The organism is Phascolarctobacterium succinatutens CAG:287 (genome assembly GCF_000434895.1).
In the GTDB taxonomy this organism is placed as follows: domain Bacteria; phylum Bacillota; class Negativicutes; order Acidaminococcales; family Acidaminococcaceae; genus Phascolarctobacterium_A; species Phascolarctobacterium_A succinatutens_A.
Window position 1 is genome coordinate 1 of sequence record NZ_FR892812.1, and the last position, 22580, is coordinate 22580.

At 46.3% G+C, this 22580-nt stretch carries 21 protein-coding genes, 2 tRNA genes and 1 pseudogene; 5 read left to right on the plus strand and 19 right to left on the minus strand.

Features of this window, described 5'->3' with window-relative positions:
• Window positions 1-577, minus strand: a 577-nt coding sequence (locus BN587_RS08540) for a hypothetical protein (protein ID WP_044484667.1), incomplete at its 3' end; no start/stop codon positions are given.
• 488 nt (window positions 578-1065) lie between these two features.
• On the opposite strand from BN587_RS08540, the gene BN587_RS08545 reads away from it, so the two are divergent.
• Window positions 1066-2739, plus strand: a complete 1674-nt coding sequence (locus tag BN587_RS08545; RefSeq protein ID WP_021720706.1) for an AAA family ATPase — start codon at window positions 1066-1068, stop codon at window positions 2737-2739.
• A gap of 454 nt (window positions 2740-3193) precedes the next feature.
• Here the strand turns inward: BN587_RS08545 and BN587_RS08550 are convergent, their stop codons facing one another.
• From BN587_RS08550 to BN587_RS12225, 4 genes and pseudogenes are all read right to left on the minus strand, one after another.
• Window positions 3194-3823 carry a hypothetical protein gene (locus tag BN587_RS08550; RefSeq protein ID WP_021720707.1) on the minus strand — a complete coding sequence of 210 codons (630 nt, stop codon included), beginning with the start codon at window positions 3821-3823 and terminating at the stop codon, window positions 3194-3196.
• A 230-nt stretch (window positions 3824-4053) separates the two neighbouring features.
• Window positions 4054-5487, minus strand: coding sequence for an aspartate ammonia-lyase (locus BN587_RS08555; RefSeq protein ID WP_021720708.1), 1434 nt, complete (start codon window positions 5485-5487; stop codon window positions 4054-4056).
• Between the two features lie 195 nt (window positions 5488-5682).
• Window positions 5683-6240: a carbonic anhydrase gene (locus BN587_RS08560; RefSeq protein WP_021720709.1), complete on the minus strand. Its 558-nt coding sequence runs from the start codon at window positions 6238-6240 to the stop codon at window positions 5683-5685.
• A gap of 98 nt (window positions 6241-6338) precedes the next feature.
• Window positions 6339-6486, minus strand: a pseudogene (locus BN587_RS12225) (alcohol dehydrogenase); the annotation flags it as partial.
• 234 nt (window positions 6487-6720) lie between these two features.
• Here BN587_RS12225 and lgt point away from each other — a divergent pair.
• The 3 genes from lgt (at window position 6721) to BN587_RS08575 (ending at window position 8448) form a co-directional block, all read left to right on the plus strand.
• Window positions 6721-7536 carry a prolipoprotein diacylglyceryl transferase gene (gene lgt / locus BN587_RS08565; protein ID WP_021720711.1) on the plus strand — a complete coding sequence of 272 codons (816 nt, stop codon included), beginning with the start codon at window positions 6721-6723 and terminating at the stop codon, window positions 7534-7536.
• Window positions 7537-7613: 77 nt separating this feature from the next.
• Window positions 7614-7690: transfer RNA gene (locus BN587_RS08570), tRNA-Arg, on the plus strand.
• A gap of 149 nt (window positions 7691-7839) precedes the next feature.
• Complete coding sequence (locus tag BN587_RS08575; RefSeq protein WP_021720712.1) at window positions 7840-8448, plus strand: nucleotidyltransferase family protein; 609 nt, start codon at window positions 7840-7842, stop codon at window positions 8446-8448.
• On the opposite strand, the gene BN587_RS08580 is transcribed toward BN587_RS08575, so the two are convergent.
• The 14 genes from BN587_RS08580 to dnaG all read right to left on the minus strand — a co-directional run bounded on the left by BN587_RS08580 (window position 8414) and on the right by dnaG (window position 21877).
• Window positions 8414-9820, minus strand: coding sequence for a uracil-xanthine permease family protein (locus BN587_RS08580; RefSeq protein ID WP_021720713.1), 1407 nt, complete (start codon window positions 9818-9820; stop codon window positions 8414-8416). The two genes, BN587_RS08575 and BN587_RS08580, sit on opposite strands and share 35 nt — an antisense overlap.
• A 516-nt stretch (window positions 9821-10336) precedes the next feature.
• The gene (locus BN587_RS08585; RefSeq protein ID WP_021720714.1) at window positions 10337-11293 is read right to left on the minus strand and encodes an XdhC family protein; all 957 of its coding nucleotides are present in this window, start codon (window positions 11291-11293) and stop codon (window positions 10337-10339) included.
• Window positions 11290-12102: a selenium-dependent molybdenum cofactor biosynthesis protein YqeB gene (gene yqeB, locus BN587_RS08590; protein ID WP_021720715.1), complete on the minus strand. Its 813-nt coding sequence runs from the start codon at window positions 12100-12102 to the stop codon at window positions 11290-11292. Before yqeB ends, BN587_RS08585 begins: the two co-directional genes overlap by 4 nt.
• A 3-nt stretch (window positions 12103-12105) precedes the next feature.
• Window positions 12106-12807, minus strand: coding sequence for a selenium cofactor biosynthesis protein YqeC (gene yqeC, locus BN587_RS08595; RefSeq protein WP_021720716.1), 702 nt, complete (start codon window positions 12805-12807; stop codon window positions 12106-12108).
• A 93-nt stretch (window positions 12808-12900) separates the two neighbouring features.
• Complete coding sequence (locus BN587_RS08600; protein ID WP_021720717.1) at window positions 12901-13323, minus strand: OmpH family outer membrane protein; 423 nt, start codon at window positions 13321-13323, stop codon at window positions 12901-12903.
• A 76-nt stretch (window positions 13324-13399) separates the two neighbouring features.
• A complete protein-coding gene (locus BN587_RS08605) occupies window positions 13400-14131 on the minus strand; it encodes an aspartate/glutamate racemase family protein (RefSeq protein WP_021720718.1) in 732 nt (243 codons plus the stop codon).
• Window positions 14132-14141: 10 nt separating this feature from the next.
• Window positions 14142-14867, minus strand: coding sequence for an amino acid ABC transporter ATP-binding protein (locus tag BN587_RS08610; RefSeq protein ID WP_021720719.1), 726 nt, complete (start codon window positions 14865-14867; stop codon window positions 14142-14144).
• Window positions 14860-15516 (minus strand): amino acid ABC transporter permease, encoded by a 657-nt coding sequence (locus BN587_RS08615; RefSeq protein WP_021720720.1) that lies wholly within the window; start codon window positions 15514-15516, stop codon window positions 14860-14862. The genes BN587_RS08610 and BN587_RS08615 overlap by 8 nt, the downstream gene beginning before the upstream one ends.
• Before the next feature lie 16 nt (window positions 15517-15532).
• Window positions 15533-16369: a substrate-binding periplasmic protein gene (locus BN587_RS08620; protein WP_021720721.1), complete on the minus strand. Its 837-nt coding sequence runs from the start codon at window positions 16367-16369 to the stop codon at window positions 15533-15535.
• Window positions 16370-16488: 119 nt separating this feature from the next.
• Window positions 16489-17325 (minus strand): polysaccharide deacetylase family protein, encoded by an 837-nt coding sequence (locus BN587_RS08625; protein WP_044484669.1) that lies wholly within the window; start codon window positions 17323-17325, stop codon window positions 16489-16491.
• Window positions 17322-18179, minus strand: a complete 858-nt coding sequence (locus tag BN587_RS08630) for a polysaccharide deacetylase family protein (RefSeq protein WP_021720723.1) — start codon at window positions 18177-18179, stop codon at window positions 17322-17324. The genes BN587_RS08625 and BN587_RS08630 overlap by 4 nt, the downstream gene beginning before the upstream one ends.
• Before the next feature lie 163 nt (window positions 18180-18342).
• A tRNA-Ile gene (locus BN587_RS08635) sits at window positions 18343-18417 on the minus strand.
• A 54-nt stretch (window positions 18418-18471) separates the two neighbouring features.
• Window positions 18472-20079, minus strand: a complete 1608-nt coding sequence (gene rpoD, locus BN587_RS12260; protein WP_021720724.1) for an RNA polymerase sigma factor RpoD — start codon at window positions 20077-20079, stop codon at window positions 18472-18474.
• Between the two features lie 25 nt (window positions 20080-20104).
• Window positions 20105-21877 (minus strand): DNA primase, encoded by a 1773-nt coding sequence (dnaG, locus tag BN587_RS08645; RefSeq protein WP_021720725.1) that lies wholly within the window; start codon window positions 21875-21877, stop codon window positions 20105-20107.
• A 179-nt stretch (window positions 21878-22056) separates the two neighbouring features.
• Here dnaG and BN587_RS11460 point away from each other — a divergent pair, with 179 nt between their 5' ends.
• Window positions 22057-22536 (plus strand): OstA-like protein, encoded by a 480-nt coding sequence (locus BN587_RS11460; RefSeq protein ID WP_021720726.1) that lies wholly within the window; start codon window positions 22057-22059, stop codon window positions 22534-22536.
• The last annotated feature ends 44 nt before the right edge of the window (window positions 22537-22580 follow it).

A 22580-nucleotide genomic window follows, 5' to 3' on the forward strand; every position in this document is an offset into this window, starting at 1 on the left:
CAATGGCAACCTCGTTTTTTTCAGCACTGCCATTTTTATCATTATCAGCATAACCACCATATACATTGTTCTTGATGGTACTGTCGCTAATCTTTACATCGTTTTCCTTGCTACGTGTGACACCTTTACCACCATATACTATACCGTTTACTTCGCTTTTATCTTTAATGATAACGTAGTTTTTTATAGCGTCTGCAGCACCGGTGCCACCACCACACACAACATTACCCAAAGTATTACCGCTAATCGTTACAGTATTCTCTCTGACATTGCCATACCAAGAATATGCACCACATATGCTACTAGTTGCAGCAGTACCGGTAATAGTAACATTGTTCTTAAAGACTTCCGGCGGAGACACCTTTGTATCATTATAGCCACCGTAAACATAATCATAAGTACCAGAATTAAGTGTAACATTAGCACCGATTGACATATGAGTCTTGCCATCATTACCATAATAATTATCTGCCCAAGCACTCGGCATTACCAATACACCGGTGCACAGCAAACCGCACAAAATACCGCCAAGTTTTCTTTGCATTTGTTTTTCTTTCATCTTTGCCAAAAACTTCATAGTAAAAGCCTCCTTTTAATTAAGATGGAACCTCTTTATTAACGTCAGTATAGCACTTAAAAGAATTTTTCACCCCACCCCAACCCCCAAATTCGGGTAGGCTAGGCAAAAAAATTTGACTGTTTTGATGGAAAAGACGAAAATTCAACTGAAATCCCGGCTACAACACTAATTGACGAGTGCGATGACTTACTTGTATAAGGGCATCGTTTACTTTCGTGCTAATTTCGTATATAACATTAAACATATTTATAGCTAATATTTTATTTCCAAAGTGTTATTTGCGCAAGTTTCAGCTAATATATTACCTATTGTCACTAACCGCTAAATATTTTTACATATAGTAGTACTATATAACGCTTCATTCTTTGACGCTTTTTGTTTTGGAAAAGCCAAATTCCCTGCTTTTTTCAACCAGCCTTATCCAAAGCATTGATATTATGATATAATCTAAGTAATAAATCTGTTGTATGAGAGGAGCGATAATTTTGAACGGATTGAAATTTCCTGTTGGTATCTCCAATTTCGCCAAGATTCGCGATGAAGGATATTACTATATAGATAAAACAAACCTGATCACCGAAATACTTGAGTCCGGTATTGCTGAAGTAACGTTAATTACTCGCCCCAGACGTTTCGGCAAAACCCTCGGCATGAGTATGCTGGCAGATTTTTTCGATGTCCGCAAAGACAGCAGCAAGCATTTCGCCGGATTATCTGTCTCCAAGAACACTCATATTTGTAATCAATGGATGAATAAATACCCCACTATCTTTGTTTCATTAAAAGATGTTGACGGTATCTCCTTTAATGATGCCTACGCTCAGCTCTCTCTGCAGTTTGCTGATTTATACAAGGAATATGCTTTTTTGCTTGACAGCAAGAATATAGATAACGATGACCGTAACATTTTTCAAAGAATTAAGGCTGGCGAAGCAAGCCTGCCTGACCTGAGCCGCGCTCTGAGCACCCTGATGAAAATGTTGAACGCCTATTATGGCAAGCCGGTAATCCTGCTTTTGGATGAATACGATGTCCCCATCGCCAAAGCCAGCAGTCACGGTTATTACACTGAAATGATGAACATTATCAAGCCGTTGCTGAGCACCTCTCTGAAGGATAACCCCAATCTTTGCTTTGCCTTGATTACTGGCTGTCTGCGAATTGCTAAAGAGAGTGTTTTTACCGGTACCAATAATTTTATTTCCGACTCTATTGTACGCTCAAATCTCAAAGAATCCTTTGGTTTTACGCAAAATGAAGTAGATGAGCTGCTGGCAGATGCTAATGCGGAAGCTTATGCAGATACTATCCGCACCTGGTATGATGGCTATCATTTCGACACAGCCGACGTTTACTGCCCTTGGGATGTTATCAGCTACTTGTATGACCTGCAGCGTAATCCGCAAGCAAAGCCTGTAAGCTATTGGCGCAACACCAGCGATAACTCCATTATCCGCTCCTTTATTGACTGCGCAAGCAGTAATATCACGGAAAAGCTGGAAACCCTTTTATCCGGCAGTTTCATCGTACAAAAGGTTGATGACAGCCTGACCTATGATTATCTGCACTCCTCTGAAGATAATCTTTGGAGCATTTTATATCTGACAGGATATCTGACCAAAGTTCGCAATGATGCTCTGCCCGCTGCTATACCGGATGGTTATTCAGCTTTGATTATTCCTAATGAAGAGATTAAGGAAATCTATGAAACGACTGTTATGAAGTGGTTTGCCGATAGTGCGCAAGCTTCTAACCGCAATGCATTATTTACGGCTGTATGGAGCGGAGACAGTAAAGCACTTACTCAGGAAATGACGAAGCTTCTGCGTATGACCATCAGCTACCATGATTATCGCGAGGATTTTTACCATGCTTTCCTGGCAGGCATCTTCACCGGTGCAGGATATGTTGTTGAATCTAACCGTGAGCATGGTGAAGGACGCAGTGATGTAATTGTTAAGGATATCCGCAATGGCCGTATAGCGATTTTTGAAGCTAAATATGCAAAAACGCTGAATAACTTGCCGGACGCTTGCGATTTAGCAATCGACCAGATCAATAAGCGTATCTATGCAGATGATTTCCAAGATGATTACGATGATATTTTATGCTATGGCATTGCATTTTTCAAAAAGCGGTGCTTAGTAAAGATAAAATAAACGTTTCGCTAGAAGTGATTACTTTATTACAATTCGATATTTAGAACCTAAAGACCGCCACTGGCGGGGGTTTTTTTTTTTTTGTTTCGAAATATATAAAAATTTTTGGTCTTTTTACGTTTGATGTCACGAATTATATACATTATTCGTGACATTTTGCGCACTCTGCAAGCTGATTTAGTCGTTATGATAGATAAAAAAATAGCCTGGAAAAATCCAGGCAAATTGGAACGGAATGCATATGAACAAGGTATACATATTTAGGCATGCGCATTGGGGATGACCGCACGCTATGTACAATTTTATTATAGTGCATTTTTCACTACTATCAAGTTTATTTTATAAATTTGTAATATAAACAACCTATATTTTCACTTAATATTTTTAGTTAGTTTTTTCATTTGTAACATAATATGCGTTTTTTCAAGCAATGCTCATAATTATACTACAAACATTACAATCTGCGCATAACAAATCCTTGCGCAGCATCATCCCACAAAAGCTCCAGCTGTAAATCCGTGCAATATTTTCTCTGCATGCCAAAGGTTGCTTCCGGAGGCATATATTCATATTGGCTGAGCATAATAAAACGTCCGCTGCCATCCGTATTAATCTTGGTCACAATTTGCCGCCACTGGTCAATGGCATAGCCGTTTTTCGCTAAATCCTTCAAGGTTACATATGTCACCCATTGTCCGTTTTCCTTACCGATAAGCCAATAACCGCAGTTCTGCTCATGAGCACCGATAGTGGCATTTATTTCAAAAAATATATTTTTGGGATTGGCGGTAAAAACATCCCGCACCCTATAGCCAACCATTCCCTGCTCCGCAGGAACAAAGGTCTTATAAACATCTTGAGTATTCTTGTTCATAAGCTGCAGAGTACCGTCATCAGCAAGGAAAAATTGCACTCCCTCCTCCTCATCACTGATTGCCAGCTCTCTGCTGTTCATATAAAGAAATGTCCCGTCATCAGCAGTCAGAAATTCCGCTGCCCGAACCTTGGGCGCATCTGTAAGCAAGCACACGAGGCAAAGCAAAAACAAAGATAAGCAGGAAAATAATTTCTTAGCAATACGCATATTCATCGACCTCCTAAATTAGTTTCTGTCATTATAATTATAGCAACAAGAAGCTCTTTTTCCCCCACCCCAAAGCATGATTTCGGGTGGGACGGAAGAAATTTTCTTGTGCTAACAAGCAAATTTCCCAAAGCTCAAATTAAAAAGCTGCAGCCTGCTCCCGTACTCAGGAGCATAGCTACAGCTTTTGCTTTTATTCTATTGTTATAACAGAACTGATCTCTTGTGCTTTACACCAGTTCTTCTTTGGACTCATGAATCTTCTTCAAAAGCTCCTTACCGGCAATACCCGGTCTGGTCATTTCCGCAGGAGCAAGGATAACATCCAAATCCTCTTTACTCAGCACCTTGCGTTCAATGAGCAGGTCCTTAATGTTTCTGTTGGTTGCCAGCGCCTCCTTCGCCAAAACGGAGCAGGTTTCGTAACCGATATGCGGCAGCAGTGCGGTAACAATGCCCACGCTCTTATCCAGCCATTCCGCACATTGAGCACGGTTTGCCTTAATGCCGTCTACGCAGCGGGTGCGCAGCGTATTAACGGCATTGGTCAGAAAACGCAAGGAATTGAAAATATTGTAAGCCATAACGGGTTCCATAACATTAAGCTGGAACTGGCCGTTTTCTACGCCGAAGGCCACAGCCAAATCGTTGGCAATTACCTGATAGCAGGTCTGGTCCACTACTTCGGGGATAACGGGGTTAACCTTACCCGGCATGATAGAGGAGCCTGGCTGACGCGGCGGCAGTGTAATTTCGCAGAAGCCTGCCCTCGGACCGGAGGCCATCAGACGCAGGTCATTGGAAATTTTAATCAGCGAAAGTGCCGATGTCTTCAAGCTGGAGGACAAATCGGTAAAGATATCTGTATTACTGGTAGCATCAACAAGATTGTCCGCGGTAGTGAAGCTCTCGCCGGTAACCAGCGTAAGCTGCTCGCAAACCTCTTTGATATATTCGGGATCGGCATTCAGGCCGGTGCCGACTGCTGTTGCGCCCATATTCATGGTGTGCAGCAGCTCACAGCTGCGGCGGATGCAGCTACTGCGTCTGCGCATGGAGGAAGCAAAGGCTTTAAACTCCAGGCCTAAGGTAATAGGCACAGCGTCCTGCAGATGCGTACGGCCGATTTTCAGTACATCCTTGAATTCCTCGCCTTTCTTATCAAAGGAATACGCCAGGTTTTCCAAGGCAATAATAAGCTGTTCGGCGCGCATCAGAGCGCAGACACGGATGGATGTAGGAATAACATCGTTAGTGGACTGCGACATATTGGCATGGTTATTAGGGCTGATATAATTATAATCGCCGCGCGGACGACCGAGAATTTCCAAAGCGCGGTTACAGATTACTTCGTTCGTATTCATATTGAAGGATGTTCCGGCACCGCCCTGAATCGGATCGGTCGGGAACTGGTCGTTCAGCTTGCCGCTGATAATATCATCGCAGGCCTGAACCATAGCATTGCCGATTTTTTCATCCAAAAGACCGATTTTCATATTAGCCAGCGCTGCAGCCTTTTTTACCATACCCAAGGCTTTGATAAAAAGCGGATCGGCAGTATAGCCTGTAATCTGAAAGTTTTCCATGGCACGCATGGTCTGTACACCATAATAAGCATTATCGGGAATTTCTAATTCACCTAAAAAGTCGTGTTCTTTACGCATAATACATTTGCCTCCTTCTCCAAAAGCGTGTAAAAGCTGCTTTTAATCGAAATCTGTATTATGTATACATAATACATTCAAGCCACAATTCTGTCAAGCGCATTATTATGAATTTTGAGAAATTAACTTACAAAAAAGAAGTGCCTCAAGACGCTAAGCTCAAGGCAGCTCAAAATAATCTGCTTTAGATAAAATCTACCAGACCATTCTCCAGATGGTACATAGCACCGACAATGCGCAAGCCCTCCTGATGCTCAACCTTTTGAATCTCCAGGCTTCGATTTCCGCTTCACAGCTTTTGACATTCAGGCAGGCAGCCTTATACGGGTCGCACTCGTCGCCAATCGCTGCTTTGATTTTATCCGTAATAAATTTGATATAGCCCTCCGGATCATGATTGATTGCAGCATGCACCGCACCGCAATGCGTATGCCCCATAACAACAATCAACGGTGCGCCCAGATGACTGGCAGCGTATTCAATACTGCCCAGCTGATGCTCATCAATCACATTACCGGCAATACGGATAACAAACAGCTCGCCGATGCCTGTCATAAAAATATTCTCCGGAATTACGCGAGAATCAGAGCAGGTAATAATAATCGCATAAGGCTTCTGACCGTTAACCAAGGTATCTGTTCTCTTTGCCTGCGAAATATCCTCGCTGTTGACCTTGGCATCAATATATCTGGCGTTGCCTGCTTTTAATTTTTCTAAGGCCTTTGCCGGTGTTGTTGTTATATGCTTAATCATAATAAAATCGCCCCTCTTAGAACATACTTTGCAAAAAAATCATTCGGTAATCGCTATCTTGATAACTCTGTCTAATCTGTTTTCAAAAATGCGATAAATCCCGGCACGGCACGCGGTACCGAACCATGCTTAATATGCAAATCACTGGTGCAGATGCTTCCCAGCGTTACGCGCAGAAACAAGCTGCGGCTTGGCCTTTTCCTGCAGCGCAAACTTACCGTGTTCAATATAAGTTAATGCTTTCATAAATTTGCAGACCTTCTTTCTCTATTTTTTGCTTCACTGAAGCTCATATCGCTTCCCTCATTATATCATAATATTGGCGCTGTGGATAATGACATAAGCAACATGTCACGCAATACTATCTTCGCTGTTAAATTCAATAAGCTTTCTGAATAAAGAAATCACAACTTTTTCGCTGATAAAAACACCGGAATGTGTTAAAATATTAGTTAGATTTTTTAGGAGGCCTTATTCATAATGCATCAATATCTCTTTTTTATCGGCGATTTTCCCATACGCATGTATGGTCTGATGCTCTGTACAGCAATTTTTCTGGCCACCGGCACTGCCTACTTTTTAGCTAAGCAGGACGGCCGCTGGCACGAGCACATTTTAGACATCGGCATCTACGGCGGCTTTGCCGGTCTCATCGGCGGCAGGCTGTGGGATGTTTTCTTCTTCGACTGGGATTACTACAGCCATCATCTGCTGGAAATCCCCTTCGTCTGGCAGGGTGGCATGGCCGTGCAGGGCGGTATGCTGGCAGGCATTGCGGCAGGCATTGTTTACTGCAAGCTGCATGACATCGACTGGGTAGCTCTGGCGGATATCATTTCGCCTTCTCTGCTTATCGGTCAGTCCATCGGACGCATGGCGAACCTGCTCAACGGTGATGCCTTCGGCACACCTACCGGCGGCAGCTTCGGTATTCTGTACCCGGAAGGCACGCTGGCCTACAAAACCTACGGCCCTGTTCCCCTGTGGCCGGCAGAGGTTTGGGAAGGTCAGCTGGACATCGTCATTTTTGCCCTGCTGCTTTTATTCCGTACTACAAAGCATGCACGCGGTCAGGCTTTATGTATGTACGCCATGCTTTATTCCGTAGTCCGCTTCTTTTTGGAAATGCTGCGCGGTGACTACGCCGAGCCCTGGATGTTCGGACTGAAATCCGCTCAGGCAACCAGCTTAGGCTTCTTCCTCATTGCCTTAGGCTTCTTCATTTACTGCGGTTGGCTGGAAAAACATCAGCCTGCTGCCAAAGAAAAAGCTGTCGGCAAAAAATCTAAAAAATAATTGCAAAAAAGTGTTGACAAGAAGCGTACTTTTCGCTATAATATCATTGTTGCTTGAAACAACAGCAACGCTGATGTGACTCTGTAGCTCAGTTGGATAGAGCGTTTGACTACGAATCAAAAGGTCGCAGGTTCGAATCCTGCCAGGGCCACCACTTGAAACTAAACTCTGTAACTTCGGTTACAGAGTTTTTTGTTTTTGCGTACAAAATATATTCTTCCGCTAACCCGCACTCCCCCGCTTGTTAGCGCCATCAATCAGTCTTATAATAATGATATATAATCAAAACCGTGAGGTAACTTTATGAACGTAAAATATTCTAAAATAGCCTGCATCATTCTGGCATCCGGCGTAGCCCGCCGCTTCGGTGCCAACAAGCTGCTGACAGCCATTGACGGAGCGCCCATGCTGCAGCACATCCTTGATATCAGCAAAGGACTTTTCGCCAAGCGTATCGTTGTTACACGCCACAAGGAGATTGCAGAAATCTGCGCACAGCAGCAAATCCCCTGCCTGCTCCACGACAAGCCCTATCTGAGCGATACCGTGCGCTTAGGCACCGCTTATATAAAGCAGCTGCTGCCTCAGGCCGAGGGCCTGCTTTTTGCCGTTGCCGACCAGCCGTTATTGCAGAAGGCTTCGCTCATCCGCCTTGCCGAAAGCTTTTTAGCGCAGCCGCAAAAAATTCATCGCCTGTATTACGAAGAAACTCCCGGCAATCCCATTATCTTCCCTGTAAAATTTGCCAACGTGCTGCGGCAGCTGCCACAGGACAAGGGTGGTTCCGTACTGACAAAAAAATATCCTGAACTGGTAGTAAAAGTACCGGTTCAGGATATCAACGAGCTGCTGGATATAGATACACAGCAGGATAAAACTAAGCTTGAGCGTCTTCGCCCCTATTCAGAATAATATTCAGCAGAATTGCTACAAAGGCTGCCGGAACGATACCGGATTCACCGAACATCATGCGCATAGCCTCCGGGCAGTGTGCCAGGATGCCGGGTGTAGCGCCCATGCCGTAGCCAACGCCTAAAGCAACGGAAATAATCGTCAGGCTGCGCGGATTGAGCTTCTCTTTAGTAACCAGCTGAATACCGCTGACAACAATCGAGGAGAACATCATTACAGCAGCGCCGCCCAGAACGGATTGCGGCATAATGGAAACCAACGCCCCCAGCTTGGGAATCAGGCCGCAGATAATCAAAAATACAGCACCGGTTGCCAAAGCAAAACGGTTAACAATCTTCGTCATAGCAACCAGACCTACATTCTGAGAGAAGGAAGTATTGGGCAGTACGCCGAAAACAGCAGCGATAGCAGAGCCAATACCGTCACAAATAACGCCGCCGGACAATTCCTTGTCCGTAGCTTCACGGTTCAGACCGCTTTCGACAACGGCAGAAATATCACCAACAGTTTCTACTGCGGTAACAACAAACATGATCAATACAGGCATAATAGCACGCATATCAAATACGATATCAACCGGCATAAGCTGAGGCACAGCGAACCAGGAGGCGTTCGCTACCTTGTCCCAATGCAGTACCCAGGATTTGGTGTATTCCACACCGTCAGGAGTAACTGCGGTTGTAGGCAGCACAAAACCCATGAAAATCGCAGCGATATAGCCGGCAATAATACCAAGCAGAATGGAAGAAGAACTTAAAAAACCCTTAGTGCCATGCTTGAAGAAAAGGATAACACAAAGTACAAACAGACCAAGCAGCAGGTTTTCGATAGAACCGAAGTCCTTAGTCTTGAAGCCGCCGCCAAAGGAATTGATACCTACAGAAATCAGCGACAGACCGATGGACAGTACAACAGTGCCGCAGACAACAGGCGGGAAGAAGCGACGGATGTGCTTGAGCACGAGGCCGAGCACTGCTTCAAAAACGCCGCCGATAATCGAAGCACCCATAATAGCACCATAGGCGACAACACCGCTGCCCAAGGTTGCAACGATACCGGCAAATACACCGATAAAGCCGGAGCTTGTACCCATGATAATAGGCACCTTGCCACCGCAGGGACCAACGGAATATAACTGCAGCAGAGTTACCAGGCCTGCAACAATCATCGCATTCTGAATTAAAACAACCTGCAGCTGTTCAAAACCGGCACCGCCGACAATACCGCAGGCACCGCCAATAATCAGAACCGGTGTCAGATTGCCGACAAACATTGCCAAAACATGCTGCAGACCTAAAGGAATAGCCGAGCTCAAAGACAGCTTGCCTTCAAACTTGTAGGCTTCCTCAGACAGTTTAACAAACTTAGACATATAAGCACCCCTTCATTTTTTCATGCATATATTTTATCGCATATCACGTCTTATTGTAAAGAAAATTACAGAGAAAATCCGTATAAATTTTATCAGATAGCCTTTTTCGTTCGCAATTCAAGCGAGAAATTTAAAAATGAACACCGACAGCGTACTTTTGCTACGTTGAAGTGCCCATTTTTATGTAGATAAAGTATGTGGTGCATTACCTTTCACTCATCAGCAGAACACGGAGAAAGTATCAGAGCTATTTACTCTTTAACCAGAACGCGGAGAAGGTATCAGAGGCGAAGAAGGAGCACCGACGGCGTACTACTGCTACGTCGAGGTGCTCCTGATGAAGTATATGATGCCTTATACGCGTTCTTAAGCTACGTCGAGGTGCTCTTGATGAAAGTATATGATGCCTTATACTTTATAATCAGCAGAACGCAGAGAAGGTATCAGAGACGAAGAGAGAGGGCCGACGGCGTACTACTGCTACGTCAAGGCCCTCTCGATGAAGTATATGATGCCTTATATGCGTTCTGCCCTAGTTTGGATTAACTGTGCTGCTATACTCACCGCAATCTCCGCCGGCGTCTCACTGCCTATGTCGATTCCGATGGGCGTAATAACACGCGCAAGCTGCTGCTCACTGTAGCCATCCGCCAGCAAAGCGGCTCTGGCCATGGCTGCTTTATTTTTACTGCCCATAATGCCGATATAACCGACAGGCGTAGTCAACAGATAGCGCTCCACATTGGCGTCATGCACATGACCGCGCGTCATAACTACCGCATAATCCTTTGCCGTCAGGCTGCAAACCTCCTGCAGCTTAGTAAAATCAACCTGCTGTACGCGCTCCGCCTGCGGAAAGGCTGCCGCATCCGCAAACTCCGCCCTGTCATCCAGCACGATGCATTTAAAGCCGAGATGGCTCAAAAGCGGCACCAGCTCACGCGCAACATGACCGGCGCCGAAAACATAAACCGCACCGTCATAATCAAACTGCTCTGCATAATAGGCGCAGCCGTCTATATCAACTACACCTCTGTGACCCGCAAGCTGCAGGTCCTTTTTTATTTGCGGCAGTGCGTTGCCTTCACCCAAAGGCAGTAAAAACCACCAGGGAGCATGCTGCTTCATTGCACTAAGAGCTTCCTCTGCCAAGTCCCCCGTTTCTTCCCCCACAGGCAGGTAGCAGAACTGCACCTGACAGCTGCCGCCGCAGGCCATACCTGCTGCCGGAGAAAGGTCAAACGTTTTGACAAAGCTGCCGCCACCATTCTGCAGACGCTGCTGTGCCAGCTGCTGTGCCGCATATTCCATACCGCCGCCGCCGATGGTTCCGTAAAGCAAACCCTTTTCTCCGACCAGCATATAAGCGCCGCTGGTGCGCGGAGTAGAGCCTTCACTCTCAATCAATACAACAAGATAGCAAGGCTGCGAATCCAAAGCCTGCGCCTGTATTTTTTTCATTAAATCCTTCATTTTTGTTTCTCCTGTGCATAACGGCAGACTAATTCCAGAACGCTGCCGGCAATGCAGCGTGCCTTATCCGAAATCGTAAAGCAGTTGGCCAGTTCTTCTTTACGTGGGTCGATATCGGCAATTTTAAAGCCTTCGCTAACAGCAAAGCCATCGCGAATCATACCGCGAATCAGACCGGACAGTGTTGCCGTTACAGCAACCTGATTACTGCCATCGGTAATAGTTGCAATAGTTTCGCCCTTTTCCACAATGCTGCCTATATCATGAACAACGTGCAGAACGCCTGCGCAGGGTGCGTGCAGCACACGCTCCTTGCTATAGCCTGCGATATTACCGGGCACGCCGCTGTTAGGCGCAGCACTGCCGCTGCGGATAATACGTCCCAGGTTATGACCGCGCTTCGTTTCTACAATTACATCGGCATCAGCGCCCACGCTGAAGCCAGGGCCTAAAGCAATAACAAGCGGTGCCATTGTACTGCTTGTAGCAAGATTGCGCTTGGCGATAATCGCATCAATAACAATATCAGGCGCAAAAGCATGCACACTATCCGCTGCTTCATCAACCAGCACTGGTACTTCATCATGCTCCCAGACAACATCTGCCTCCGCAAGAGAGTTTATCAGCTTTGCAGTGAGTCCTTCTACCTGAGCGCTGCCCTGATACACCGCCTCGCACAGCGCTACCTGCCTACGAATTGCCGCAGGCTTAGCACATTCCAGCACTAAAACCTTAAAGCCAGCACCCCACAAGCGATGGATAACACCTGTTGCCAGGTCACCGCCACCGCGTACAATAATCTTCAGCATTTGTTATTCTCCCCTTTCACGAAGCCATATTCTATGCTCGTCCATGCCTGCACCCACTAACAGCCGCAGCATTTCCTCCTGCTGCGCTGCTTTTATCAGGTCGCATTTATTCAAAACAATATAATAAGCGCGTGCACCGACATTTTTGCGTGCTCCCTGCTCTGAAAGCAGCAGCGAAGCAAGCATTTGCGCATCAATGATTTTTTCTGCGCTGCAGCTTAAAAGCTCTGCCGCCAGCTGCGGACGCTGGCAAGCCTGCTGCAGCGAATTGCCCAAAGCATCCATCCCCGCAACAGCCAGCACTATGTCACTGTCAGGCAAAAGCACAGGCTCATGCGCTGCAGGCACCTTGCAGGGATGATGTCTGGAGCCGTCAGCCTCACACAAAATTACGTCAGCCTGCAACTGCAGCGCTTCATATAAATCTTGCGGCGGCGCTGTCAGCTTACCCGTTGCAGGCTCCGGTGTACCGATAACAGCATAGCGTCCCTGCTGCCACAAATTTTGTACAGCTGTTGCGTCCGCAGCAAAGCTGCCATCTACGGGACGCAGAATATGCGTACTCGTCAGCACCAGTACCCTGCGTCCGCAGGCTGCCCACGCCGCTGCCAGCTCGTACATAACCGTCGTTTTACCGCCGCCGCCGACCAGACATATAGTATGTTTTTTCCCGTCACTGAAAAAATCAAAGGGACAGTGCACCATATGCTCCACCTCGCCAAAAATGTACTTATATTATAACACACTCATAAAAAAAGGCTGTCGCTTGCCTGCGACAGCCTTCAATAACATTAGCCTTTATTTGCCTTGAGCAACAGCAGCGATGACTTCTTCAGTCAGATCCTTGCCGCCGAATACAACAGCACTGGCATCAACTACATTAGCAATGCCATGAGCTTTTGCTACCTGGCCGATAGTTTTGCGGATTTTTTCGCGGATAGGATTCAGCAGGGAAGCTTCCTTCTTATCTACCTGAGCGGATAATTTTTCGCCCAGCTCACGTCTGCCCTTGTCGTCAAGTTTCGGAGCCTTTTCGTTGAATTCATTTTCAGCCTTTTGGCGCTCCAGATTGATAACGCTCATAGTAGTCTGAATATCAGGATAGCTGCGGAAAACACGTTCAACATTTACATATCCCAATTCTTCGGCAGCAAACGCGCTGGTTGTGCAAGCCAAAGCCATAACCAAAGCCATAATCAAAGTCAATAAGCTCTTTTTCATTAAAACAGTAACCTCTCTTCTTAAGATTTTGATACTAATATTATCTTACACTATTTCCTATAGAAAAGCAAGCTGTTTATAATTGGCCGCTCTGCCACGTCCGTTTGCGCAGCGGCGGTGCAGGATAAGCCTTGCGGCTTGTTTTGAGCCCCTGCCGTACAAGGCATTCCGCCAGCGCCACCGGTGCCACCGCCGGGTCAACAACCGGAACACCCAAACGCTCACTGAGCGGGTGCGCCAAACCTAAAAAGGATAAGCAACCCAAAAGCAGTACCTGCACTCTGCCTACCGCCAGCAAATTTTTGCCGGCTTCCGTAAGCAGGTCCAGAACACGCTCACGCTCTGCCCACAAATCGACACCGCGGGCCTCAATACCACCAATTGCAGCAATACGCGCAGGATCAACACCGCATTGAGCAACAAAAAGCTGCTTTTCCGCATAGCGCGCAGTATCTGCCAGCAAAAGCCCGGCCTGCCTGCCTACCAGCGGAGCCAGAAGGCAGCTCGCCTGACCGCCGCCTACCACAGGTATGCTTACAATTTCACGACAGGCATCCACCGCAGGATCACTGAAGCAGTATAGCACGACTGCATCATAGCCTTCGCTTTCCGCACGCACAGCCATTTTGATAATCTCGGGCGCAGCAAGCGCAGCATCCAGAGCAGAATCAATTTCGATATGATTTTCCACAAGGCACTCCATGTGCAGCTCCACATCAGGACCTACATGCGCACTGAGCAGATGACAGCGTACTGCCATCTGCTCAGGAGTAACCCCAAAGTCAGGATTAATTATAAATATTTTCATTCGTATTTCCTTATACCAAAACAGAATTAAGGAATTTCTTCGCGCGTTCCGTTTTCGGATGGTTGAATACTTCATCCGGCGTACCGCTTTCAATCAGATAACCGCCGTCCATGAAATAAACGGTATCTGAAACGTCCTTAGCGAAGCCCATTTCATGGGTAACCAGAACCATGGTAATACCGGTATTGGCAAGCTGCTTGATAACGTCCAGTACCTCCTTGACCATTTCCGGATCAAGTGCGGAGGTAGGCTCGTCCAAAAGCAGCACCTTCGGCTCCATCGCCAAAGCACGCGCAATCGCTACACGTTGCTTCTGGCCGCCGCTCAGACGGCTGGGATATTCATTGGCTTTGTCGGAAAGATTAACCTTTGCCAACAGCTTCATAGCCTTTTCCTTGGCCTCCTGCTTGGACAGACCGTTTACTACACGGGGAGCGTAGGTCATATTCTCCAGAACAGTCATATTAGCAAAAAGATTAAAATGCTGGAACACCATGCAGGCATTCTTGCGGATATCTTCAATTTTAATTTTGGAATTTACGATGTCCTTACCTTCGAACAAAATTGCTCCGCCAGTAGGCTGCTCCAGCAGATTGATACAACGCAGCAGCGTAGATTTTCCTGAACCGGAAGAACCGATAATGGTCACAACCTCACCTTTTTTTATTGTCAGGGAAACATCCTTAAGAACCTCTAAATTGCCAAAGCTTTTAGACAGGTGTTGAATCTCAATCACTGATGCGCACCTTCTTTTCTAACAAACCGCCCAAAAAGTTCAGGGCCATAACCAAAACATAATAAACAGCAGCTGCTACGATAAAGGCTTCAAACGCACGGAAGGTTTTAGCCTGAATCAAATCTGCCCAACGCAACGTGTCTGCAACGCCGATAACGGAAACAAGGCTGGAATCCTTCAGCAGCATAATGCTTTCGTTTACCAGTGAAGGCAATGCATTCTTAATAGCCTGCGGCAGAATAATATCCAGCAGGAAACGATGCTTAGGCACGCCCAAGGACATTGCGCCCTCCCACTGGCCTTTGTCGACAGCAAGAATACCGCCGCGCAGTGCTTCGGAAATATATGCGGCACTGTTCAGGCCGAAGGAAAGCACGCCTGCCTCCAGGGCAGAAATAGTATAGCTTGTCAATTGCGGTGTCGCAAAGTAAATCAGCATCAGCTGTACCAAAAGCGGCGTACCGCGGAAGACAGAAATATAAACCTTCGCCAGGAAGGAAAGCACTCTGTTTTTGGACAATGTTATCAGCGCCAGGATAAAGCCGCCGAAAAAGCCCATAATTGTAGAAAAGAAAGTAAATTTAAGCGTAATCCAGACAGCGGTTGCCAAAAGCGGTATATAAGGTTCCAGAACGGAAAAATCTAACATCTGCTCAATTCACCTCTTACAGCTTTGCAATATCCAGGTTTGCAATTGCAGCTTCGTATTCTTTAGTGCCTTCTTCACCCAGATGAGCTACGAGAATTTTGTGCAGCTCGCCATTGGTGCGCATTTCCTTCAGGATTTCGTTGATTTTTTCAACATCCTTGGAATCCTTCGGCAGCGCAATAGCAAAGGTATCGTCTTTTACTACAGTTCCCTGCAGAACGTGCAGCTCCAGATCAGGATTTTGTTTTACGAAAACAGCAGCTTGGGAAGAATCAAACAGACCTGCAGCCAGACGACCGTTTTTAATATCCTGAACAACCAGCGGAGTGGTATCCATTTCAACAACTTCGATACCGCCGACAGCCTTCAGCTCTTTAGCATAGGTAGTACCCATAGAAGCACCGGCTTTTTTACCCTTCAGTTTATCCATAGCGTCATAGCCTGCACCCTTTTTGCAGAGAATAGCCTTCATCGGGAAATAATACGGCTTGGAGAAGGATACAACCTTTTCACGCTCGGAAGTCGGAGAAATTGCAGAGATAATAACATCAGCACGACCGCTTTGCAGAGTAGGTACCAAAGAAGCGAATTTCATATCGGTGAATTCGATTTTCTTGTTCATCTTCTTGGCGATGTAGTGAGCGATATCAATATCAACACCTTGGTAATCCTTGATGCCTTCCTTTACGGATTCAAACGGCGGGAAGGTGGAGTTGATAGCAACAACCCATTTGTCACCCTTGTCTGCATCAGCTGCAGCATCTTTTTTCTCGCCACCGCAGCCTACCAGCATCATAGCCAGCATTGCTGTTGCCAAGAAAGCAAAAATACTTTTCATTGTAAACTTTTTCATTAGAAAAACCCCTCTCATTTTTTAATATCTGTTTACTCCGTACATTTAATGAGTAAACTTGCTCATATAATGAATTATTATACCATAGAATCAACGACACTGCCAACAGATTTTTTTAATCAGTACTTAACCTCAATGTCATAGCCCTTCTGCTTTAAAACATGTTTAGCGCAGGCTTCGTCAGTAGTAATCCAGGCTCCATTTTCTTTTGCATAATGAATAAATGAACGCAATGCACGAACATATCCCGGACGACCTATAAACTGCGGATGCATAACAAAGTTAATGATGCGGCCCTCGTCTGCCAGGCCGTCAAACTCATCCTGCCAAATCTGCACCATTTCGCGTCCGCTGCGCAGGTAATAATGCTCCGGATGCTGCAGAGTATACATATCATAGGAGGTATCATCAACAATGCCGTCCTTCGGCAGCTCAACGATAGGTATTTCCTTGCCATCTATTTGCAGCAGGAAAGGCCCGTCATTATTACGCCAGTTGGAGGAATAGATGCAACCGCGGTCCAGCCAGAGCTGCTTATGAAAATCATGCAAGATACCATCAGGCATACGCACACCTACGGGACGTTTGCCGGTAAGGCTGCGGAAGATAGCATCAACCTTATCCATCAGCGCATTTTCTTCTTCATAGGTATCCTTTACTTCATGCAGATAACCGTGATAGCCGATTTCATGTCCCTGTGCTGCAATGTATTGAATGATTTCCGGATGAATTTCCGCTGTATAGGCAGTAGTGAAAAAGGTTGCCTTAAGACCTTCCTCCTCCAGCATTTTCAGGATGCGCGGCAAGCCCTGCTTCGTAGCATAAAGACCGCGGGACATGTGCACCAGATGACGTTCATTGATATCGTTGCGTGTAAGCCACAGAGTTTCCGCATCGATATCAAAGGAAAGCAGTAAAGCAATACGCTTATTATCAGGCCAGTTCCAGTTCATCATGCTTCGCCTCCTTCCGCACGTTTAGCATAAAACTCCTTTACGTAACGCGCTACCTCTTCGCAGCTTGCAAGCCATGCGCCGTTCGCCTTCATATAGGCAATAAAGCGTTCCAGCATGCGCACGCGGCTGCTGCGGCCGATAAGCTGCGGATGCAGCTTGAGCACAAAAATTTTGTCGCCCTCATTGGCAAGCTCGTCAAAATTATCCTTCCAGATATCGTAAACATAGTCCACCGGATAACTACAGGTAATTGTAGCTTCATCAGCATAAGAAAAGTAGAACCAGGAGAAATCATCCAGCGTCGGCTCAGTAGGAAGCTCCACAAGCGGGTAGTCCTCATGCACATACGCCCAGTCGCAATCCTTAAGTGTAGAACCGTATAAATATCCACGTTCAGCCATCAGCTGCATTGCACAGTTAGGCAATAAATCCAGTGGACCGCGATAGCCGACAACCTTGTGGCCGCTTATTTTTTCCAGCAGCGCCTCACTCTTGGCCATATTCTCTCTTTCCTCATCAGCAGGCATATCTACAGAGGCTTCGTGCAGATAGCCGTGATAGGCAAGTTCATGTCCTGCATCCGCTATTTGCTGAACTTTATCTGCATAAAGCTCCGCAATGCGGCCTGGAACAAAAAAGGTTGTTTTGAGCTGTTGCCGTTCAAGCATATCCAAACAACGCTTTAAACCCTCATCAGGACCATATTGACCTCTGCTTGTATCGGAAAAGCCGATTGTTCGCTTGCCGATTACAGATTTACGCAGCAGCTCCGCATCAAAATCAAAGGTAACCATCACGGCGATACGCTTGCCGTCAGGCCAAACCATACCGTCACCATTTTTTAAAGTAAACATTCTTGCCTCCTTGGTAATTATTCAAACTTATTCAGTGAAATGAATCTGTATTCTTGATAACTATTTAATTATGTCACTATAAGCAGATAAATGTCAAATAACAGAAAATTAAAAACGCAGGTCTTATGACCTGCGTTCACTTCGTTTTGCTGATGTAAGGTATTGGTGGGCCCAGTAGGGTTCGAACCTACGACCAGCCGGTTATGAGCCGGCGGCTCTACCACTGAGCTATAGGCCCATGCAATCTACCAAACAGTATTATTTTATAATAGTTATAGCTGTTTGTCAACTATTATTCTAAGAAGTCCTTCAGCTTTTTGCTACGGCTGGGGTGACGCAGCTTGCGCAATGCCTTAGCTTCAATCTGACGTATACGCTCACGGGTTACTCCAAAGTGCTGGCCAACCTCTTCCAGAGTACGGCTGCGGCCATCCTCCAAGCCAAAGCGCAGCTCCAGCACACGTTTTTCACGAACGGTAAGCGTTTCAAGTACTTCACCTAATTGCTCACGCAGCAGAGTAAAGGAAGCAGCATCAGCAGGTGCCGGTGCATCATGATCCTCAATGAAATCGCCCAGATGCGAATCCTCTTCTTCGCCGATAGGAGTTTCCAGAGAAACAGGCTCCTGCGCAATTTTCATAATCTCGCGTACTCTGTCTACGGAAGTATCCATCTCCTTGGCAATTTCTTCCGGCAACGGCTCGCGACCGAGCTCCTGCAGCAGCTGACGGGAAACGCGGATAAGCTTGTTAATGGTTTCCACCATATGTACAGGAATACGGATTGTACGTGCCTGATCGGCAATCGCACGGGTAATAGCCTGACGAATCCACCATGTAGCGTAGGTACTGAACTTAAAGCCCTTGTTGTAGTCAAATTTATCTACGGCTTTAATCAGGCCCAGGTTGCCCTCCTGAATCAAATCCAGGAACAGCATGCCACGACCAACATACCGCTTAGCAATGCTTACTACCAGACGCAGGTTAGCTTCAGACAGACACTTTTTAGCATCATTGCCCTGGGTTACAACTGCCTTCAAAAGCTTTTCAAAATCTTCATCTATGTTGCAGTAGGCTTCAACAACCTTGGTATCCTTTTCTCTGCCATCACTCAGGCGTTCCTTGATTTCTTCAAGCATTGCCTTAATATGGTAAAGCTTATGGTCATCCTTATCGCTTGTCTCACGTGCAACAACAAACTGCTCGCAATCAGGAATCATCGTTTTCTGTTCTGCCATCAGACGCTGCAGATGCAGGCGTTCGTCCTTAGTGAATTCAAAAATCAGATTCTCGTAATCAGCGATAGTATAAGGATTACCTGCTTTATGACGCTCCTTAATCATTTGAGCTACGCGGAAAACAGAACGCATTCTGGTAATCTGCCATTCCTCTTTCATGTTTTCACGCAGCTTTTCAATCAAGGTGCTGCCGCTGTCCTCAGCAGTAAACGCAGGCTCCTCCAGTTCAATCATCTTGCCGCGCTGAATACGCTCTGCCTGACGGCCCTTATCCATGCGCTTAGCCAGCTTAACCTCATCCTCGCCTACAAGCAGAGGCACTCTGCCGATTTCCTTCAGATACATACGTACAGGATCATCAATGCTGATGCCTTCCGGCACAGACAGATTAGCCAGCTCAGATTCGCTGACCTCCTGATCGTCACTATCGTCATCATGGCCTACCAGAGGCAGGACATCCTCATCAGCTGAATTGTCATCAACTAAATCTAACCCCTTGCGTGCAATCACCTCATAGAGGTACTCAACATCCTCGGTAGTAATATCTTCAATAGTATTAGTGAGGCTCATTACATCACTATAGGTGAGAACACCCTTATTAGCCTTTCCCTTGCGGATAAGCTCTTCGATTTGTTCCGGAGTTATTTTGCTCGTTGTAGCCATGGTGTCCCCTCCTTCCATAGTTTTTTTAGTTTCCATAGAGTTTTTTGATTTCATTCTTTATCCTTTGACTTTCCATTAATTCCCCAAGAAAACGCTCATCTGCCGACCTTTCATATTCATCTGCCAACAGACGATGTTTTTCATATTCCTTTTCCAAACGCAGCCGTCGCATCTGTCTGAGGCAGTCCTGCAAAAGCTTATCCGTATCGCCTTCCGGCAGCTGATGTGCCAGAATGCGTGCCAATGCTGTCTGCGCTGCATCATCCAGAATATTATTCAGCTTATCCGTCGTATACCCAATGCCAAGCTCGCACAACCGCTCAAAAAGCTGTGCCAGCACAGCATTCTCAAAGCCGATTTCCTGCACATCCATGCTGCATTCATCACACAGCTGCGGCTGCTCCAAAAGCAGCCTTAGGAGCAGCTCCTCGGCCTGCTGGCCAACGCCGGCGCTTTTTTCTTCGGGCATAACCTGCAACTGTCCAGCCTGCTGTCTGCCACCCTTGCGTGCTGCCTTGCGGTATTCCTCCGCTATCAGGCCTTCATCGATAGTCAGCCGCTGCGCCAATCTTCGGATATGCTCCGATGCTTCAATTTCATTTTTACATTCTAGTAGGAATGGTAGTATATTCGACACAGCTTCAACTTTTCCTGCTAAATTTGCTACATTATTTTGCAGGATTGTTTCATCTATTTGAAAATCTATACCATTCTGCGCTGCCGCCAGCACCTTCTCAAAAGCATCCTTACCATGCTGGCGAACATATTCATCAGGATCCTTACCATCAGGCACACCGGCAATGCGCACCTTCAGCCCCGCTTCCCGAGCAATGCTCACTGCTCGCACCGAGGCCTTACGTCCGGCACTATCGCTGTCATAGCAGAAGATTACTTCATCCGCCAGACGCTGCAGCAGCTTAGCCTGCTCCTGCGAAAAGGCCGTACCCATAGACGCTACCACATTATCAAAGCCGGCAGCATGCAGGCTGATGGCGTCCATGTAGCCTTCAACAACTACAGCCTTACCGCTTTTGCGGATAGCCTTCAGCGCAATATCCAAACCGAACAGCAGGCGCCGCTTATTAAACCACTGCGTTTCCGCTGTATTCAGATACTTAGGCGTACTGTTGTCCAGCACGCGCCCGCCAAAGCCTACTATACGACCACGGGCGTCACGGATTGGAATAATCACCCTGTTGCGAAACTTGTCATAATAGCCGCTGCGTCCTTGTGCTGCCAAGCCGGCAGCCTCCAAAACCTGCGGCTGACAGCCACGCTTGCCCAGCGAGGTGACGAGTGCTGTAAAGTTATTCAGCGCATAGCCTATGCCAAAGCTGGCAATAATCTCTCTGCTGATGCCACGCCCGGCAAGATATGCCAGCGCCGGTTCACCATGAGCAGTTTTTGTCAGACAGGCCTGAAAGAATTTTGACGCCAGCTCGTTAGCACTGTAAATGCTTTCTCTTTGTTTCTCGCGTGCAATTTCTGCGGCCGTTTTCTGCTTTTCCGGTATCGGAATACCGTATCTGCCAGCCAGCAGCTTTAATGCTTCCATAAAGCTGCAGTTTTCGATTTTCATAATAAACTTAAAAATATCTCCGCCCTCATGGCAGCCAAAGCAATAAAACATGCTCTTGCCGGGGTTCACCGAAAAGGACGGTGTTTTCTCTCCGTGAAACGGGCAGCAGCCCCAATAGTTCTGGCCTTTCCTTTTCAACGGCACGTAACCGGAGATTATCTCTACCATATCGGCTGTGCTGCGCACCTGCTCTTTAAAGTTTTCAAAATCTCCGTTCATTACCCTCTCCGCCTCCAACTACATTTCACACATAATCTATATTCAATGTATAAAGGGAAAATCCTCTTTTTTTCTAAAAAAATCTTTTTTAACGCTTGCACCGACTCTCTAAAAATACTATAATAAAGAGTACACTAAAAATTTCTCCTGTTTTTCATGCTACAAGAGGTGATTTATTCATGAAGAAATTTCTTTTAATATTAACTATGCTTGTTATGATGCTGCCTTCTATGTGCTTTGCCGATCCGGTAATCACCAGCGACAGCCGCACATTCAATCCGCTCACTGGCGTATATGACCTGCAGGGACACGTCTTTGTACAGTTTCCGGCACATGACACAACCTTAACCATTACCGGCGATGCCACTAAGGTATATCTTTATGCTATGGAGGTTCACGGACAGGGTAACATTCATCTAAGCTTCGGCGATATGAGCTTCGCCTGCGATAAGGTAGATGTATATCATTCTGACAGAACTGCTTATGTAGATGGCAATCTGCAGTTTAACGACAATACTAATAACATCACCGCAGATAGCGGCAGCTACTGCTGGAAGACGAAAATCGCAGCCTTTCATGGCAATGTTAAAGTCAACGGCCAACCGCATGACGGTGATATCGCTTATAACGTTATGGAAAAGAGAATAACAGCACAATAAATTCTGTACAGACAAAAATCAGCCCATGCTTTACGTTAAGTAAG